Annotated in this window: 18 protein-coding genes and 1 tRNA gene; 6 read left to right on the forward strand and 13 right to left on the reverse strand. The window is 65.8% G+C overall.

Annotated elements, in window-relative coordinates; translation table 11 throughout:
• Positions 1–2 precede the first annotated feature (2 nt).
• Positions 3–551: a sigma-70 family RNA polymerase sigma factor gene (locus LB518_RS13890; RefSeq protein WP_224578108.1), complete on the reverse strand. Its 549-nt coding sequence runs from the start codon at positions 549–551 to the stop codon at positions 3–5.
• Positions 552–740: 189 nt separating this feature from the next.
• On the opposite strand from LB518_RS13890, the gene LB518_RS13895 reads away from it, so the two are divergent.
• Positions 741–1841 (forward strand): AI-2E family transporter, encoded by a 1101-nt coding sequence (locus tag LB518_RS13895; RefSeq protein ID WP_224578109.1) that lies wholly within the window; start codon positions 741–743, stop codon positions 1839–1841.
• A 120-nt stretch (positions 1842–1961) separates the two neighbouring features.
• Here LB518_RS13895 and LB518_RS13900 read toward each other — a convergent pair.
• Positions 1962–2038, reverse strand: a tRNA-Arg gene (locus tag LB518_RS13900).
• A gap of 207 nt (positions 2039–2245) precedes the next feature.
• On the opposite strand from LB518_RS13900, the gene LB518_RS13905 reads away from it, so the two are divergent.
• Both LB518_RS13905 and LB518_RS13910 read left to right on the forward strand, forming a co-directional pair.
• On the forward strand, positions 2246–3076 hold the full coding sequence (locus LB518_RS13905) for a thermonuclease family protein (RefSeq protein ID WP_224578110.1): 831 nt from the start codon (positions 2246–2248) through the stop codon (positions 3074–3076).
• Positions 3076–4581, forward strand: coding sequence for a M48 family metalloprotease (locus LB518_RS13910; RefSeq protein ID WP_224578111.1), 1506 nt, complete (start codon positions 3076–3078; stop codon positions 4579–4581). Before LB518_RS13905 ends, LB518_RS13910 begins: the two co-directional genes overlap by 1 nt.
• Before the next feature lie 30 nt (positions 4582–4611).
• Here the strand turns inward: LB518_RS13910 and LB518_RS13915 are convergent, their stop codons facing one another.
• Together LB518_RS13915 and ilvD are read right to left on the reverse strand one after the other, a co-directional pair.
• A complete protein-coding gene (locus LB518_RS13915) occupies positions 4612–4851 on the reverse strand; it encodes a hypothetical protein (protein ID WP_224578112.1) in 240 nt (79 codons plus the stop codon).
• A gap of 94 nt (positions 4852–4945) precedes the next feature.
• On the reverse strand, positions 4946–6796 hold the full coding sequence (gene ilvD / locus LB518_RS13920; RefSeq protein ID WP_224578113.1) for a dihydroxy-acid dehydratase: 1851 nt from the start codon (positions 6794–6796) through the stop codon (positions 4946–4948).
• A gap of 264 nt (positions 6797–7060) precedes the next feature.
• Between ilvD and LB518_RS13925 the strand changes: the two genes are divergently transcribed.
• Positions 7061–8083, forward strand: coding sequence for a TerC family protein (locus LB518_RS13925; RefSeq protein ID WP_224578114.1), 1023 nt, complete (start codon positions 7061–7063; stop codon positions 8081–8083).
• A 62-nt stretch (positions 8084–8145) separates the two neighbouring features.
• On the opposite strand, the gene LB518_RS13930 is transcribed toward LB518_RS13925, so the two are convergent.
• From LB518_RS13930 to LB518_RS13970, 9 genes are all read right to left on the reverse strand, one after another.
• Positions 8146–9315 (reverse strand): M20 aminoacylase family protein, encoded by a 1170-nt coding sequence (locus tag LB518_RS13930; protein ID WP_224578115.1) that lies wholly within the window; start codon positions 9313–9315, stop codon positions 8146–8148.
• Between the two features lie 80 nt (positions 9316–9395).
• Positions 9396–10022, reverse strand: a complete 627-nt coding sequence (gene ureG, locus LB518_RS13935) for an urease accessory protein UreG (RefSeq protein ID WP_224578116.1) — start codon at positions 10020–10022, stop codon at positions 9396–9398.
• Positions 10019–10732 (reverse strand): urease accessory protein UreF, encoded by a 714-nt coding sequence (locus LB518_RS13940; RefSeq protein WP_224578117.1) that lies wholly within the window; start codon positions 10730–10732, stop codon positions 10019–10021. The genes ureG and LB518_RS13940 overlap by 4 nt, the downstream gene beginning before the upstream one ends.
• Positions 10729–11412 carry an urease accessory protein UreE gene (locus tag LB518_RS13945; RefSeq protein ID WP_224578118.1) on the reverse strand — a complete coding sequence of 228 codons (684 nt, stop codon included), beginning with the start codon at positions 11410–11412 and terminating at the stop codon, positions 10729–10731. The genes LB518_RS13940 and LB518_RS13945 overlap by 4 nt, the downstream gene beginning before the upstream one ends.
• A 60-nt stretch (positions 11413–11472) precedes the next feature.
• Complete coding sequence (gene ureC, locus LB518_RS13950; RefSeq protein WP_224578119.1) at positions 11473–13185, reverse strand: urease subunit alpha; 1713 nt, start codon at positions 13183–13185, stop codon at positions 11473–11475.
• Positions 13186–13197: 12 nt separating this feature from the next.
• Complete coding sequence (locus tag LB518_RS13955) at positions 13198–13506, reverse strand: urease subunit beta (protein ID WP_224578120.1); 309 nt, start codon at positions 13504–13506, stop codon at positions 13198–13200.
• Positions 13507–13524: 18 nt separating this feature from the next.
• Positions 13525–13794: a DUF1272 domain-containing protein gene (locus LB518_RS13960; protein ID WP_224578121.1), complete on the reverse strand. Its 270-nt coding sequence runs from the start codon at positions 13792–13794 to the stop codon at positions 13525–13527.
• Between the two features lie 7 nt (positions 13795–13801).
• On the reverse strand, positions 13802–14104 hold the full coding sequence (locus tag LB518_RS13965; protein WP_073053052.1) for an urease subunit gamma: 303 nt from the start codon (positions 14102–14104) through the stop codon (positions 13802–13804).
• Positions 14105–14134: 30 nt separating this feature from the next.
• Positions 14135–15007, reverse strand: coding sequence for an urease accessory protein UreD (locus LB518_RS13970; protein WP_224578122.1), 873 nt, complete (start codon positions 15005–15007; stop codon positions 14135–14137).
• 234 nt (positions 15008–15241) lie between these two features.
• Between LB518_RS13970 and LB518_RS13975 the strand changes: the two genes are divergently transcribed.
• Both LB518_RS13975 and LB518_RS13980 read left to right on the forward strand, forming a co-directional pair.
• A complete protein-coding gene (locus LB518_RS13975; RefSeq protein ID WP_224578123.1) occupies positions 15242–16555 on the forward strand; it encodes a D-alanyl-D-alanine carboxypeptidase family protein in 1314 nt (437 codons plus the stop codon).
• Positions 16552–17688 (forward strand): CobW family GTP-binding protein, encoded by a 1137-nt coding sequence (locus LB518_RS13980; RefSeq protein ID WP_224578124.1) that lies wholly within the window; start codon positions 16552–16554, stop codon positions 17686–17688. The genes LB518_RS13975 and LB518_RS13980 overlap by 4 nt, the downstream gene beginning before the upstream one ends.
• The last annotated feature ends 19 nt before the right edge of the window (positions 17689–17707 follow it).

The following is a 17707-nucleotide window of genomic DNA, read 5'->3' on the forward strand; positions in this document are numbered from 1 at the left end:
CCTCACTCCTCTGTTCTCAGCCGCGCCGCGAGGCTCGCAAAACCGCGATGCAGAGCCACGCGAACGGCGCCCGGCGTCATGCCATGCTGCCGGGCCGCATCGCCGACGGACGCGCCGTCGACTGCCACCGTCTTCAGGATCGCGCGCTGCTTGGCCGGCAACTGTGCGAGATGACGGTCGACCTCCGCGGAATCAGCGCCCGGCCGCTCTTCGGCGGCCGGCAGGATATCGGCGAAATCCTCGATCGGAATCTCGATCCGCCGGCCGCGCTTGCGCACATGATCGATCAGCTTGTTGCGTGCGACGGTGAACAGCCACGGCCCGAACGGATCGCTCGTCCGCCATGTATGACGCTTCAAGTGAATGGCCAGCAGCGTCTCCTGCACAATGTCCTCGCACTCCTCGAGCGGCTGCCCCATGCCAGCCAGACGTCGCCGCACCGAGGCGCGCAGCGCCGGCGCGAGCGCGCGCAAAAGGGTCTGATAGGCGGCCTGATCGCCGGCAAGGCCACTGCGCATGAGCGACGCCCATGCCTCTTCGCGATCGATCATCAAATGCTTCCGAAGGCCTGTTCGTCCACAAGGCGCGGATCGTTACACCAAGGCCGCGATTTTCCCGCTTTTCCTGCCTTTAGCACAGAACCCGGCGCCGCGAACGGAGACGGATCGAAACACGCTGTCGCGCATTGTGATGGGAGCGTGGCACGGGGGCCGCGTGACATATCACCGGGGCAGAGCGCGATGTCGGACCCAATCGTCAAGTTCGAGGTGCCGACGACTGAAACGCGTCCGATCGAGGCGCCCGACCTTACCGCGCCCGATGGACCGCTTCCCTCCGATCCGAAGATCGTCATCCAGACGATGCTTCTTGTCATCGCGGTGCTGGCTGTCTGCTACTTCGCCTCGGCCATCATCCTGCCGATCGTGCTGGCATTCGTGCTGAAGATGCTGCTGCAACCGGGCATGCGAGCCTTCGATCGGCTGCGGATTCCGCGCAGCATCGGCGCACTTCTGCTCATCTTTGGCGTCTTCGCAATCATCGTCGCGCTCGGCGCCGCCATGTCGGGACCCGCTACCGACTGGGCCGCCAAGGTGCCCGAAGGGATAAACCGCATCGAGGAGCGGCTGAAATTCCTCGCCCGTCCGCTCCACACCCTGCAGACCTTCCTCAGCCAGTTCGACAATGGCTCCTCTGCCAATGAGGGCCCCTCGCTCACTGCGACGCTGATGAAGGGAACCCAGCATTTCGCGTCCGGCTTCTTCGAGACACTTCTGGTCCTCTATTTCCTCTTGATTTCCGGCGACACGTTCCTGCGCCGGATGGTCGAGATCGTGCCGAATTTCCGCGACAAGCGGCGCGTCGTGGAGATGTCTCAGCAGATCGAGGACAATGTCTCCGCCTATCTGATCACCATCACGGCGATGAACGCGCTGGTCGGTGTCGCGACGGGCCTGGCGATGTGGCTGTGCGGCCTCGGTGATCCCTTGCTCTGGGGCGCGATTGCCTTTGCCCTCAACTATGTCCCGATCATGGGGCCAGCCGCGGGCGTCGGCCTGTTCCTGATGGCCGGTCTCATTACAATCGATCCGCTGCTGCAAGCGCTCATGCCGGCCGGCCTCTATCTCCTCATCCATCTCGTCGAAGGCGAGAGCGTGACGCCCATCCTTCTGGCCCGGCGCTTCACGTTGAACCCGGTTCTGGTCATCGTGTCGCTGATCTTCTGGTTCTGGATGTGGGGCGTTCCCGGCGCGATCCTCGCCGTGCCGATGCTCGCGATTGCCAAAATCGTGTGCGACGGGGTCAAGCCGCTCAATCCGCTCGGCCGCTTCCTCGAAGGCTGACGGCGCCAGACCAGACATGATGCGGACGTTGTGCCGAGAGCGTGCTGGCGGCTTCGCGCGGAACCAGCCCCTGCCGCCCACCCGCAATCTTGAGCAATCGGCCACCGCGGCGCAGGAAAATGGCGTCCCGGAAGGGATTCGAACCCCTGACCTACGGTTTAGGAAACCGTTGCTCTATCCTGCTGAGCTACCGGGACGCGGAGATGGTCCCTCTAGCATAGTCGCGGCCCCGATTGCACCCCCGCCCCGCTGTCGCGATGCAGGAAAAACCTCGCGCAAGACCGCAAAACCGCGCGCGAGACCGCGCAATGATGGTGTTGCTGCGTTGCGACGCCGCGCGGACATGCATCGCTGCGGAGCCGTTGCCGGTTCATCGCCCGAACGTCGCGTGCGACACTGAACGCATGGGCGCGACATCTATCCCGACCGATTCGCTCGTCCGACGATACGGCGCTGCCGGCCTGGCGCTGGCGTCGTTCTTCGTGCCGATGGCGTCTGCGATGGCCGATTGCCCGCTTGAGCCGGCCGAAGGCGGGCGGGTTGCCGCCGTGATCGACGGGGCGACGTTGAGGCTCGACGACGGCCTCGTCATCCGCCTCGCCGGCATCGCCGCGCCCGAGCCGCCACTGTCCGCGGCTGTTTCGCCCTGGCCGCTCGCCGAAGCGGCTCGCGCCGCCCTCGCCAAGCTCGCGCTTGGCCAAGATATCGCGCTCGAGCTTCCCCTCGCTGGCCGCGACCGCTATGGCCGCGCCATCGCCGTTGTGACCGCCGAAGGCGCCGATGGATCATTGAACGAAGCCCTGATCGCTGAAGGTCTTGCGCGTGTGATGCCCGGCGACGAGCCGTCCGGCTGCCTGTCTTCACTCTTCGCAACTGAACGTGAAGCTCGCGAAAACCGGCTTGGCCTTTGGTCTGATCCGTATTACGCCATCCGCGCGGCGCGCGACCCGGCCCTTGCCGATCGCGCTGACGTTTACGATCTGGTGGAAGGGCGCGTTCTTTCCGTCGGCGTCCGCGGCAGGGTTGCCTATCTCGATTTCGGGAGAGACTGGCGAACTGACTTCACGGCCGTGGTGGCCGGGCCGGCGGGTGAAGCGCTTGCCGCGCTCGGACAGGCACCGGCCTCGCTCAGGGGTCGGCATGTCCGGCTGCGCGGCTGGATCGAGGATCATGACGGACCGAGCCTCCGGGTAACCAATCCTGCGCAGCTCGAACTGTTGGACGACGGTGATTGATGGCGGATTTCAGCGCTGAAGGCGGCAATATCTCCGGGACGGCCAGGCGGCGGCCGGGGATCGCGGCAGCGCTTCTTGCCGCGCTTTGGCTTGCCGGCTGCACCACCGCTTCACTAGAGGGGACCTATGGTCCGCCGCCGACGGTCGCTGGCGCGCCCGCGCAGCCGCCTGCCGATCCAGAACAGGCGCGCATCGGCGCCGAGCAGCATCCGCGCATTGTCGCGAGCTATGGCGGCATCTATCACGACGACAAGCTCGAGCAGACGCTGGCCCGCATCGTCGGCCGCGCCGTCGCCGCATCGGACGATCCCTCGCAGTCCTATCGCATCACGATCCTGAACAGCCCCTCGGTCAACGCCTTCGCGTTGCCGGGCGGCTATCTCTATGTGACGCGCGGCCTGCTGGCGCTTGCCAACGACTCATCCGAAGTCGCGGCCGTGATCGCGCATGAGATGGGCCATGTCACCGCCAATCATGCCATGCAGCGCCAGAACAAGGCGCAGGCGGCCGTGATCGTCAGCCGTGTCGTCACCGATGTTCTGCAGGACGGCGATGCCGGCAAGGTGGCGCTCGCCTCCAGCCAGCGCACGCTCGCCGCCTTCTCGCAGCAGCAGGAACTCGAGGCCGACGCCATTGGCGTGCGTACGATCGGCAAGGCCGGCTACGACCCGTTCGCAGCCGCGCGTTTCCTCGACCTGATGGGCCGCTATTCGGCCTACAAGTCTGCCGGCACCGTGCAGGACAAGCGGCCCGACTTCCTCGCGAGCCACCCGGCGACGCCGCAGCGCGTCGAGCTCGCGATCCGCGCCGCGCGGCAGTTCGGCGCACCCGGCATCGGCGAGGTCGACCGTGACCGCTATCTTGCCGGCATCAATGGCATCGTCTATGGCGACGACCCGTCACAGGGCTTCGTGCGCGGCAAGACCTTCATGCATCCGAGTCTCGGCGTCGGCTTTGCCGTGCCGGATGGCTTCGTGCTCGACAACACCAGCGACGCCGTGCTCGCCACCGGTCCAGACGGCACTGCGCTGCGCTTCGACGGCGCCAACCTCCCGGCAGGATCCTCGCTCGCGGCCTATATCGCCTCGGGCTGGGTCAACGGTCTCGACACGACGACGATCAAGACCTTCACGGTCAACGGGCTCGACGTGGCTTCCGCGCGCGCTGAAGCCAAAGGCTGGGTGTTCCGGATCGCCGTCATCCGCGTCGGCGACAGCGCCACCTATCGCTTCATCTTCGCCAATGAGAGTGACACGCCCGGACTCGAGAAGGCCGCCAATGCGACCGTGGCGAGCTTCCGCCGCCTGACCCCGCAGGAGGCCGCGGCCCTGCAGCCACTGCGCATCCGCATCGTCACGGTGCAACCGGGCGATACGATCGCCTCGATGACGGCGCGCATGCATGGTGTCGAGCGGCCGGAAGACCTGTTCCTGATCCTCAACGACATCAAGCCGGGTGCCGGCCTTCCAGCGGTCGGCGAAAAGGTCAAGATCGTCGGCGAATGAGCGTTCGGCGCCGGATCCCGGCGATGCCGATCAGAGCCTGCTCGGCCGGCGATATTTCCGGTAGATGACGATAAACACCGCTGCGAAGAACAGCGCTGCCGCGACGTCGACGATGACCGTCAGCAGGAACTCATACGGCTGATCCGCATAGATGAGGACGCCGCGCCGGCCATAGAGCCAGCCTTGCGTCGCCGCCAGTCCAAGCTGCACGACCGAGAATACGGACGCCACGGCGGCAAAAGCGAGAACGGCGATCGACCCGAACGGCATCTGCCGAGGCTCCTTGATCGGAACGGATGCCGGTGACCCGGCGAAGCTGCTGCCGCAACGGGTAAGCCCGCCGCGGCGGAAGTTCGGTGTCGCGCTACTCGACCTGCGTCACGTCGCGGACGGCGCCCCGATCGGCGCTGGTCGCCATCGCGGCATAGGCACGCAGCGCCGGCGTCACGTTCCGCTTCCGCGGGTTGGCCGGCTTCCAGCCCGCCTTGCCCTTGGCATTCATCGCGGCGCGGCGTGCCTCGAGTTCGGCGTCCGAGATGACGATGCGGATCGTCCGGTTGGGGATGTCGATCTCGATCGTGTCGCCCGGCTCGACCAGCGCGATGGCGCCGCCCGAAGCTGCTTCCGGCGCCGCATGGCCGATCGAAAGCCCGGACGTGCCGCCCGAGAAGCGGCCGTCGGTGATCAGCGCGCAGGCCTTGCCGAGCCCGCGCGACTTCAGATAACTCGTCGGATAGAGCATCTCCTGCATGCCGGGGCCGCCCTTCGGCCCCTCATAGCGGATGACGACGACGTCGCCTTCCTTGACCTTCTTGTTGAGGATGCCGTGCACGGCATCGTCCTGGCTTTCGAAGATCACGGCGGGGCCGGTGAATTTCAGAATCGATTCGTCGACACCGGCCGTCTTCACGATGGCACCATTCGGGGCAAGATTGCCCTTCAGCACCGCCAGGCCGCCATCCTTAGAGAAGGCGTTCTCGACATCGCGGATCGCACCGGCCTCACGGTCGAGGTCGAGATCGTCCCAGCGCGATGACTGGCTGAACGCGACCTGAGTCGGCACGCCGCCCGGCGCCGCGCGGAAGAATTCGCGCACGCTGTCGCTGTTGGTCTGACGGATATCCCAGCGCTGGATCGCCTCGCCGAGCGTCCGCGCATGCACAGTCGGCAGCTCGGTGTTGAGGAGACCGGCCCGCGCCAGTTCGCCGAGGATCGCCATGATGCCGCCGGCGCGGTGAACGTCCTCCATGTGAACGTCCTGCTTGGCGGGCGCGACCTTGGAGATGACGGGGACGCGGCGCGACAAACGATCGATGTCATCGAGCGTGAAGTCGATCTCGGCCTCATGCGCCGCTGCAAGGATATGCAGCACGGTGTTGGTGGAGCCGCCCATGGCGATATCGAGCGCCATCGCATTCTCGAAGGCGCCGAACGAGGCGACCTGACGCGGCAGCACGCTGGTGTCTTCCTGCTCGTAATAGCGGCGGGCGAGATCGACGATCAGGTGGCCGGCCTCGACGAAGAGGCGTTTGCGATCCGAATGGGTGGCCAGCGTCGAGCCGTTGCCGGGCAGCGACAGGCCGAGCGCCTCGGTCAGGCAGTTCATCGAGTTCGCGGTGAACATGCCAGAGCAGGAGCCGCAGGTCGGGCAAGCCGCGCGCTCGATCGTCGCAACATCCTCATCCGAAGTGCGCTCGTCGGCCGCAGCGACCATGGCGTCGACGAGATCGAGCGCCACCGTCTTGCCATGCATGACGACCTTGCCGGCCTCCATCGGACCGCCCGAGACGAACACAGCGGGGATGTTGAGGCGCAGCGCCGCCATCAACATGCCGGGCGTGATCTTGTCGCAGTTCGAGATGCAGACCATCGCGTCGGCGCAATGGGCGTTGACCATGTATTCGACGCTGTCGGCGATGATCTCGCGCGAGGGCAGCGAATAGAGCATGCCGTCATGGCCCATCGCGATGCCGTCGTCGACGGCGATCGTGTTGAACTCCTTGGCAACGCCGCCGGCTTGCTCGATCTCGCGCGCGACAAGCTGACCGAGGTCCTTCAGATGGACATGGCCCGGCACGAACTGCGTGAAGGAGTTCACCACCGCAATGATCGGCTTGCCGAAATCGCCGTCCTTCATGCCCGTCGCGCGCCAAAGGCCGCGGGCACCGGCCATGTTGCGGCCGTGGGTCGTCGTACGGGAACGATAGGCAGGCATGGTATGACCTCGCATCAGTGGCGATCGCGCCATCTGGAGACGGCTCCGCGCGCTCGTGAAGCGTGCGGTGGTGGGTAGATAGTCTCGTTGCACCAGAATCCGAAGGGTGTCGAGTATTTTTGCCTGCCTCCAGCCCTTGAAACCGCTTCTGCGACCTCCTAGCTGCCGCTGCACGAGCGGGGTCCGGGCCCCTCTGGCGGTGCGTCGCCCACCGCGATGTCGGACCCTTGAAGCCCATCGGCACGGCGACGATTGCTCGTACCCATGGAAATCGTCTCCGTTCTCCCGCAATTCCTTTCTGCGGACTTCCTCGGCCAGCCCGTCGCAGCCTGGCTCGGTTTCGTGGTCATCATCGTGGCGCTGCTCGCCTTCGATCTCGGCTTCGCCAACAAGGGCGACCATGAGATCGGCATCAGCCGCAGCCTCGTCTTCTCAGCCCTTTATATCGGCGTGGCGCTCCTGTTCGGCGGCTGGGTCTGGTGGCAGATCGGCCCCGAATCCGGCATGGATTATCTGACCGGCTTCGTCGTCGAGAAGAGCCTCGCCCTCGACAACATCTTCGTCATCTCGCTCATCTTCACCGCATTCGCGGTGCCGCGCGCCTATCAGCACCGGGTCCTCTTCTGGGGCATTGTCGGCGTCGTCGTGCTGCGCGCGATCATGATCGGCCTCGGCGCAGCGCTGATCAGCCAGTTCGGCTGGATCCTCTACGTCTTCGGCGCTTTCCTGATCCTCACCGGCATCAAGATGCTGATCGCCGGCGACGACGAACCTGATATCGAGAAGAATCGCATCGTCCGCCTGGTCCGGAAGTTCATCCCCGTGACGCGCGAACTGCATGGCAACCGCTTCTTCGTCCGCGTGCCGCATGGACCGTCCGGCAAGCTGACGCGGATGGCGACGCCGCTCTTCCTGGCGCTGATCACCATCGAGATCATCGACATCGTCTTTGCGGTCGATAGCGTGCCGGCGGTGTTCGCCATCACGACGGATCCGTTCATCGTCTACACCAGCAACATCTTCGCGATCCTCGGCCTCCGCGCGCTCTATTTCGCGCTCGCTGCGGCGGTGCACCGTTTCCACTATCTGAAATACGCGCTTGCCCTGGTCCTGATCGTCGTCGGCGCCAAGATCTTCTGGGCGCATCTCATCGGACCGGTGGATTCGCTCGTCTCGCTCGGCCTGACGGTCGGCCTTCTCGCTGGCGGCGTGATCGTCTCGTTGTGGCGGACCCGTGATGAGCCGGTGCATCCGCTGCCGGCGGAAAAGCACGATCTCGTCGCCTGAATGCGAAACAGGCTCCCGCCAGCGTGGGAGCCTGTCTGAAGGTTGCCGCCGGGTTGAAAAGATCAGGCGGGCGCCAATGCCGTCTCGACCAGCTTCGCGAGATAGGACGCCCCGACAGGCAGGGCCTCGTCGTTGAAGTCATAGTCGGAATTGTGCAGGCCGGCGCTGTCGCCATTGCCCATGAAGATGAACGCGCCGGGTCTGGCTTCCAGCATGTAGGAAAAGTCCTCGCCGCCCATCATCGGGGCCACCGCCGTGTCGACATGCGACGCCCCCGCGATCGCGCTGGCGACCCCGGCGGCAAAATCGGTCTGGGCGACGTGATTGACCGTCACGGGATAATTGCGGTTGTACTCGACGTCGATCCCCGCGCCGGAGGCAAGCGCGATGCCGGCCGCGATCTCGCGGATACGCGCTTCCGCGAGATCGCGCATCTCCGGCATCAGCGTCCGCACGGTTCCAACGAGGCGGGCATCGCCGGGAATGATGTTGTGCGCCTGTCCGGCATGGAACTGCGTCACCGACACGACCATCGCTTCGAGCGGATCGACCGAGCGCGAGACAATCGTCTGCATCGCGGTGACGAGTTGCGCCCCGGTGACGATCGGATCAACCGTGACATGCGGCTTCGCGGCATGACCGCCAACGCCAATGATCTCGATATTGAACTCATCGGTCGCCGCCATGATCGGTCCTGGACGGATCGCGAAGCTGCCGACCGGAATGCCCGGCATGTTGTGCAGCCCATAGACCTCATCGATTGCAAAACGGTCCATCAGGCCGTCTTCGACCATCGCCCGGCCACCGCCGCCGCCCTCTTCGGCCGGCTGGAAGATGACAACCGCCGTGCCATCGAAATTGCGCGTCTCGGCCAGATAACGCGCCGCGCCAAGCAGCATGGCGGTATGTCCGTCATGACCGCAGGCGTGCATCTTGCCAGGCTCGGTCGAGGCGTAATCCTTGCCGGTGGTCTCCAGGATCGGCAGCGCATCCATGTCGGCGCGCAGCCCGATCGTCCGCCCGGCAGCGCTGTTGCGGCCACGAATGACGCCGACGACGCCCGTCCGTCCGAGACCCGTCACGACCTCGTCGACGCCGAATTCCTTCAGCAACCCCGCTACTGTCTCAGCCGTACGATTGACGTCGTAGAGCAGCTCCGGATGGCGATGGAAATCATGCCGCCAGGCGACAATGTCGTTCTGGAACTCGGCCAGACGATTGATGATCGGCATGTTGCACTCCGCGGGCGGCGTCAAAGCAGAAGTCTAGCTGCACTGCAGCAGAAAATCACGCCACCACCGCGCTCTTTGCCTCAGGCGGCAGCCTTCAATCCACCCGCGGCCTCGATGAAGGCGACGACGTCATCGACATTGTGGCCGGAGCGCACATTGGTGAACACGAACGGGCGCGGGCCACGCATCTTCTTTGAATCGCGATCCATCACCTCGAGCGAGGCGCCAACCATAGGTGCAAGATCGATCTTGTTGATCACGAGAAGGTCGGAGCGCGTGATGCCGGGGCCACCCTTGCGCGGGATCTTGTCGCCGGCCGAGACGTCGATGACATAGATTGTGATGTCGGCAAGCTCGGGCGAGAAGGTCGCCGCGAGATTATCGCCGCCGGATTCGATCAGGATCACGTCGAGCGCCGGGAAGCGGCGATTGAGATCGGCGACCGCCGCGAGATTGATCGAGGCATCCTCACGGATCGCCGTATGCGGGCAGCCGCCCGTTTCGACGCCGAGGATGCGATCCGCCGTCAGCGCGCCCGAGCGGGTCAGGAACTCCGCGTCTTCCTTGGTGTAGATGTCGTTGGTGATCGCGGCGATGTCGTAGCGATCACGCAGCTTCTTGCAGAGCGCATCCATCAGCGCCGTCTTGCCGGAGCCGACAGGGCCGCCGACGCCGACGCGGAGCGGGCCGTTGGGGGAACGGGTCATGAGCGGAACAGCCTCGTATACTGAGTTTCGTGTTTCATGCTGGCGATATCGGCGCGGAACGCGGCGCCGCCAAGTGCCTCAAGTGGCAGGCCCTCGACACTGTCGACGACCCGCGCCACCACCGGCCCGAGCCGCGCGATGATCTTCTGTCCGTCGGTCTGGCCGAGCGGCACGGCGCGCAGCCCCGCCGAGATGATATTGGCCGCGAAGGCATGCAGATAGGCATGGACCGCGGGTCGGCGCGGCACGCCATGCGCCGCGGCGGCAACCGCGACGGCGACTGCATAAGCAGGACCTTCCACGCCATCAATGACAGCGGCGGTCCGTTCAAGCGCCGGGTTTGGCCATGCGGCACGGACGGCGATCAGGAAGGCGCGACCCTGCGCCAGCGATTCGAGCCGCCGCTCGGCGCCCGGCTGGAACGCCGCCGCGAGATCGACGATGTCGCGCAGCGCCACGGGGTCATCGATCGCAGCCGCCGCATGCGCGAACAGGATCGCATCGCTGCGGCCGGCGCCATGCATCAGGATATCGCCGACCCACGCCTCGAGCTTCGGCGCATCGGTGACGGTGCCATCCTCAATCGCCCATTCGAGGCCGTGGCTATAGCTGAACGCTCCGACAGGAAACGATGGCGACAGCCAGGCGAGCAGCCGATGCAGCGCAAGCGGATCGACGCTGTCGCTCAGGATGGGCTCTTGAAGGGTCACGGCCGGCCCCGGCGCCCGCCGCCATGGTCGTGGGCATCATGATTGTGGGCATCATGATCGTGGCCATGGTGATCGTGGGAATGCCCGTGATCGTGGGAATGCCCATGGTCATCATGATCGTGATCATGCGCGTGCCCGCGATGACCATGATCGTGGTCATGAGCCGCCCCCTTAGGAGCGTGATGATCGTGAGCGTGGTGATCGTGGTCGTGATCGTCGGCAGGGCCGTGATCGTGGCCATGCACGCGGCCATGGCCATAGGCCCCGCCCTCGGGATTGAACGCCGCCTCGACAGGCTTAACGACGGCGCCGAGCCCTTCCAGCATCGCCTCGATCACGTGATCGCGGCGGATGCGAAGGCGCGTCCCGAGCAGTTCGGTCGGCAGATGGCGGTTGCCGAGATGCCAGGCGATGCGCACCAGATGGGCTGGATCGCGCGCCGTGACCTCTGCCAACGTCTCGGGCGCCGCCTCGACGGCGATGATCCGGCCGTCCTCGAGCAGCAGCCCGTCGCCATGGCGCAGCGCCACAGCGCCCGGCAGGTCGAGCAGGAACGACGTCCCGCCCTTGGCGGACATCGCCACCCGTCGCCGGTGCCGCGCATCGAAATCGAGCAGGACCGCGTCGGACGCGGCTTTCGACCACAGGCCGGCGGGATAGACGGAAATGGCGCGGATCATCGCAAACTCTTTCCGGCCGCCGCCGATGCGGCAGGGCGGCCCTGGTTGTGACCGCCCGCGCTAGAACAGGAAATAGCGCTGGGCCATCGGCAGAACGTCGGCCGGCTCGCAGATCAGAAGCTCACCGTCCGCGCGGACCTCATAGGTCTCCGGATCGACCTCGACATGCGGCATGGCATTGTTGTGGATCATCGACGCCTTGCCGATGCCGCCGCGCGTGTTCTCGACGGCGACCAGTTCCTTGGCGACGCCGAGCCTGCCGGCAAGGCCGTTCTCGGACGCCGCCTTCGAGACGAACGTCACGGATGAATTGGTCAGCGCCTTGCCGAACGCGCCGAACATCGGCCGGTAATGCACCGGCTGCGGCGTCGGGATCGATGCGTTCGGGTCGCCCATCGGCGCCGCAGCGATCATGCCGCCGACCAGCACCATGTCAGGCTTCACGGCGAAGAAAGCAGGCGACCACATCACCAGATCGGCGCGCTTGCCGACCTCGATCGAGCCGACATGGCGCGAAAGGCCCTGCGCGATGGCCGGGTTGATCGTGTATTTCGCGATGTAGCGCTTGGCGCGTGCATTGTCGTTGTCGCCCGTCTCGCTCGCGAGGCGGCCGCGCTGCAGCTTCATCTTGTGTGCGGTCTGCCAGGTGCGCATCGGCACCTCGCCGACGCGGCCCATCGCCTGGCTGTCCGACGACATGATCGAGAACGCGCCGAGATCATGCAGGATGTCCTCGGCGGCGATCGTCTCCTTGCGGATGCGGCTCTCGGCGAAGGCGACATCCTCGGGGATCGACGGATCGAGGTGATGGCAGACCATGAGCATGTCGAGATGCTCTTCGAGCGTGTTGCGCGTATAGGGCCGCGTCGGATTGGTCGATGACGGGATGACGTTCGGCAACGACACCACGCGGATGATGTCCGGGGCATGGCCGCCGCCGGCGCCTTCGGTGTGGAAGGCATGAATCGTCCGGCCCTTGAAGGCGGCAATCGTGTCTTCGACGAAGCCCGACTCGTTGAGCGTGTCGGTGTGGATCATCACCTGGATGTCGTGATCATCGGCGACGGAGAGGCAGCAATCGATCGCCGCCGGCGTCGTGCCCCAGTCCTCGTGCAGCTTCAGCGACGAGGCTCCGGCCTCGATCATCTCGACCAGCGCCTCCGGCCTGGACGCATTGCCCTTGCCCGCGATGGCGATATTCATCGGGAAGGCGTCCATCGCCTGGATCATGCGGGCGATGTGCCACGGGCCGGGCGTGCAGGTGGTGGCGAGCGTGCCATGCGCCGGACCGGTGCCGCCGCCGACCATGGTCGTGACGCCGGACATCAGCGCTTCCTCGATCTGCTGCGGGCAGATGAAATGGATGTGCGAATCGATGCCGCCGGCCGTGAGGATCTTGCCCTCGCCCGCGATCACTTCCGTGCCGGGACCGACGATGATGTCGACGCCGTGCTGCACATCGGGATTGCCCGCCTTGCCGATCGCGACAATGCGGCCGTCCTTCAGCGCGACATCGGCCTTGATGATCCCCCAGTGATCGAGGATCACGACGTTAGTGATGACCGTGTCGACGGCGCCGCCGGCGCGGGTCACCTGGCTCTGGCCCATGCCGTCGCGGATCACCTTGCCACCGCCGAACTTCACTTCCTCGCCATAGGTGGTGAGGTCGCGCTCGATCTCGATGATGAGATCAGTATCGGCGAGACGGACCTTGTCGCCGACCGTCGGCCCGAACATGTGGGCATAGGCGTGGCGTGAAATCTTGGCAGCCATGTCCGTCTCCTGTCAGGCGAGGGTGCCCATGATCTTCTGCTGGAAGCCGTAGACGGTGCGTGCGCCGCCATAGGGCACCAGCGTCACCGTGCGGCCTTGGCCCGGCTCGAAGCGAACCGCCGTGCCGGCCGCGATATCGAGCCGCATGCCGCGCGCTTTCTCGCGATCGAAGCGGAGCGCCGCGTTGGTCTCGTAGAAGTGATAGTGGCTGCCGACCTGGATCGGACGGTCGCCGGTATTCGCGACTTCGAGCGTCACGGTCGGCTGGCCGACATTGAGTTCGATGTCGCCATCGCCGGTGATGATCTCGCCTGGAATCATGATGCGTCCCTCGCCGGTTCAGGCGCCTGCGGCAAGCATGCCGCGGCGATCGAGACATGATGGGTCATTGCTCACGACGCGACGCGCCGAGGGCGGGTTGGCGGCCAGCTTGCCCGCCGGGCGCACCGGCCGCGCCGTCAGGCCGCCGCCGCAATTCGGACAGACGCCGCCGAACACGGACGAAGCACAATCCGGGCAGAATGTGCATTCGAAGCTGCAGATCATCGCAGCCGCCGCCGGCGGCAGGTCGCGGTCACAGCACTCGCAATTTGGGCGCAGCTCCAGCATCGCAGGCCTACCGGATTGGCTGGTGCACGGTGACCAGCTTGGTGCCGTCCGGGAAAGTCGCCTCGACCTGGACGTCGTGGATCATCTCGGCGATGCCATCCATGACCTGCGCCCGCGTCACGACATGGGCCCCGGCCTCCATCAGATCGGCCACGGTCCGGCCATCGCGTGCACCCTCGACCACATAATCGGTAATGAGAGCGATCGCCTCGGGGTGGTTGAGCTTGACGCCCCGTTCCAGACGCTTGCGGGCCACGATCGCCGCCATGGCAACCAGCAGCTTGTCCTTCTCGCGCGGTGTCAGATTCATGGCTTCAGACCCTGTCCGTCCGTTCGTGCATCAGCATGACCACACGCGCGGCATCGGCCGCCCGCGCAAGGCCAAGATCACGCTTTCCACGTCTTGCCGCAAGGCCTGCCCGGACGTTGCGAGAAATCGCACGGTCATGAGGTCGCCAAATGCGCTGGCGCCAGCCTCGCCCTTGCAGACATCGAGCCGCGCGCGCACCGCGCCCAGCATCGACGCAACATCGGGCCCGACCATGACGAGGCTCGCCACCGCGACGCCGCCGCGTGCCGTGGCGCCGCGCTTCAACAGCGCCTGTGCATCGCCGTCGACGACGATCCCATCGCCATAGATCAGCCGCCCGCCGCGGCGCACCCGCCAGCGATCGGCGAGCGAGACCGTCGTCAGGCTCTCGCCCATGGCCGTGCGGCCGAAGACATAGGCCTCCAGCATCAGCGCCGTGGCATCCGCAGCCAGATCGACCTCGAGGCTGCGCGTGATCGCCGACCGCTCGAACAGGATCGTCTCCTGCGGCAACCAGTCGACATGGCCGCCGGCCGCCACCGCGATCCGGTTTTCAACCCGCGCCGGCACCGCGCCGGTGGAACGGCGATAGATGCGCTCGGCGGCCTGCGTCGTCACGGTCATCGAGACGCCGGCGCCTACATCCGCCTCATAGACAAGATGATCGCCGCCCGTGATGCCTCCGGCCGTGTTGAGGAGAACCGCATCAGGCGGCAATCCAGGCTCGCCGCGCGGCAGGCGCACCTTGCAACAGCCTTCCTGGATGAATTCCGTCAACCGCGTCGCGTCGCCATCACGGCGGAAGCCGACGCGCGCCCGACCGCGCGAGCGCTGCATCCGCGCCATGTCGTCCGCCTCCGAGACGCGCAGGCCGCGCTCGGCGATCACTTGAAGCCCTGGCATGAATTCACGGTCTGGATCGGCCCCTGGATGGCGCAATGCGCGTCCCGGCGAGACGCTTGGCGCGCACCGGACAGAGCGCGAGAATTTCATGCCGCCGGCCGCCGCGCAAGGCGCGCCGGCCCCTGATTTCGCCTCGACTTTTGCCAAGAGGCGCCGCTTTGGTCTATGAAGGGCGCCGGGTCGCTGCCGACAGACCCATCCCTTTTCGCTCACAACGACCAGGATCTGCCCGTGATGCGTTCGCTCGCCCGCTTCATCGTCGCGCTCATGCTGATGCTGCCCGGCGCCATAGCCGCCTGGGCAGTCGAGACGCCCTATATCGTCGTCGACATGGCGAGCGGCCGTGTGCTGTCCGAGCGCAACCCGCATCAGATGTGGTACCCCGCATCGGTCACCAAGCTGATGAATGCCTATGTCGTCTTCAAGGCGCTGCGCGCCGGCGAGGTGTCGCTCGCGACCCGCGTGATCGTTTCGAAGAACGCGCTGGCGGAGCCGCCGAGCAAGATGGGCTTCAAGGTCGGCACGGCGATCGACCTCGACAACGCCATGAAGATGATGCTGGTCCACTCGTCGAACGACATCGCGGTCGCGGTCGCCGAGACCGTTGGCGGCAACGAGGCGGCCTTTGTCGGGCGCATGAATGCCGAGGCGGAGCGCCTCGGTCTGAGCTCGACGCATTTCATCAATCCGAATGGCCTTCCAGGCGCCGGACAGCATTCGACGGCGCGCGATCTTGCGGTGCTCGCCCGCACCATCTGGACCGAATTTCCCGAATGGCGGCCGATCTTCTCGATCTCCGCGATCCAGTCGGGCAAGCGTGTGCTCAAGTCGGCCAACAATCTCCTCGATCGCTATCCAGGCACCCTCGGCATGAAGACCGGCTTCATCTGCTCGTCGGGGTTCAATGTCGTCGCGGTCGCGCAACACGGCAGCACGACGTTGCTCACCGTGGTTCTCGGCATGGACAACGCCAAGGATCGCGCCGAACTGGCGGCCCGGCTGATGAATGACGGCTTCGGGGGTCGTTCGAAGCCCGGCCCGACGCTCGCAAGTTTCCGCGGCAGCTCGCCCGTGCCCTATGCAATCGACATGCGCGGCGAAATCTGCCAGCGCAAGGATCGCGGCGAGCATGAGGTCGATGCCGAGGCGGCGCAGGTCAGCGCGCTGGTGCCGAAGTTCAAGTTGATGGATCCCGTCCCCGTCACGACCCTCGGCATGATGACGGCAGACGGCACTATCAAGGCCGTCTCGACCGACCCCGATCCCGCCGCTCCCGCCGCCAAGAAGAAGGCGAGCAGCAAGAAAGCGACCAGCAAGGCTGCAAAAAAGTCCGGCAAGGCGGCCGTCACGGCGGCGACAGGCGACAGCGAATTGCCAGCCGACGCGACAAACGCCCCGGCCGCGACGCCTGACGCAACCCCGGCCAGCAGTGCCCCCGCGACGAAGAAGTCCACCAAGAAGACGGCGGCCCCCACCAAGCTCGAGATCGGCGTTCCCTTTGATTCGACCGACATCGCGCCGCTGCCTGAACAAGGCGAACTGCATTGAAGCCGCCCGTACCGCTCACGGTCCTCACCGGCTTCCTCGGCGCTGGCAAGACGACGCTGTTGAACCGGCTGCTGCAGGATCCTGCCCTTGCCGGCACCGCGGTCATCATCAATGAGTTCGGCGATGTCGGGCTCGATCACCTGTTGGTCGGCGAATCCGAGGACGGCATCATCGAGCTCTCGTCGGGCTGCCTTTGCTGCACGATCCGCGGCCAGCTCGCGACGACCCTCGAAGCGCTGCTGCGTGCGCTCGACAACAAGCGCATCGCACGGCTTGATCGCGTCATCATCGAGACGACGGGGCTCGCCGATCCGGCCCCCGTGCTGCAGAGCGTTCTGCTGCATCCTTATCTGTCGCTGCGCTACCGGCTCGATGGCGTCGTGACCGTGGTCGATGCCGTCAATGGCGCGAAGACGATCGCCGCGCATGACGAGGCGGCCCGCCAGGTCGCCGTCGCCGACCGGATCGTGCTGACCAAGACCGACATGCCGGCGGCAGATCCGGCGGTGCGTGCGGCCATCCGCGCGCTCAATCCATCGGCGCCCATTCTCCCAGCGTCCGGCGATGCCCCTGGGGCGGCGGAGCTTTTCGACAGCCAGCCCTTCGCGACCGCCGGAAAGATCGCCGCCGTCGAGGAATGGCTCGCGGCCGAACCGCAGGATGATCATCACGATCACGGGCATGATCATCATCATGACCACGACCATGACCACGACGCCCATGCACATCACGACATCAGCCGTCATGATGCCCGCATCCGCACCTTCACGGCGATCCGGACGACGCCGATCGGACGCGCCAGCCTCGAGAGCTTCCTGGAGCGCTTGGCCCGCAATCACGGGCCGCAACTGCTGCGGGTCAAGGGCCTGATCCAGACCGTGGATGACGGCGACCGGCCACTGGTCATCCAGGCGGCGCAGACGGTGTTTCATCCGCCGGAGCGGCTGCCTGCCTGGCCGAGCGCCGACCATCGCTCGCGGCTCGTGCTGATCGTCATCGATCTTTCCGAAGACGCCGAAGCCGCAATCACCGCTTCATTCTCCAGCCTCCCCTCGATCGACCATGCCGACGCGGAAACGCTCGCCGACAATCCGCTGGCGATTGCCGGTTTTTCGGGGCGGTTCGCGCGCTAGTGCCGGTTGAAAGGTCCCC

Source organism: Mesorhizobium sp. BR1-1-16 (assembly GCF_020165495.1).
Lineage (GTDB): Bacteria > Pseudomonadota > Alphaproteobacteria > Rhizobiales > Kaistiaceae > Kaistia.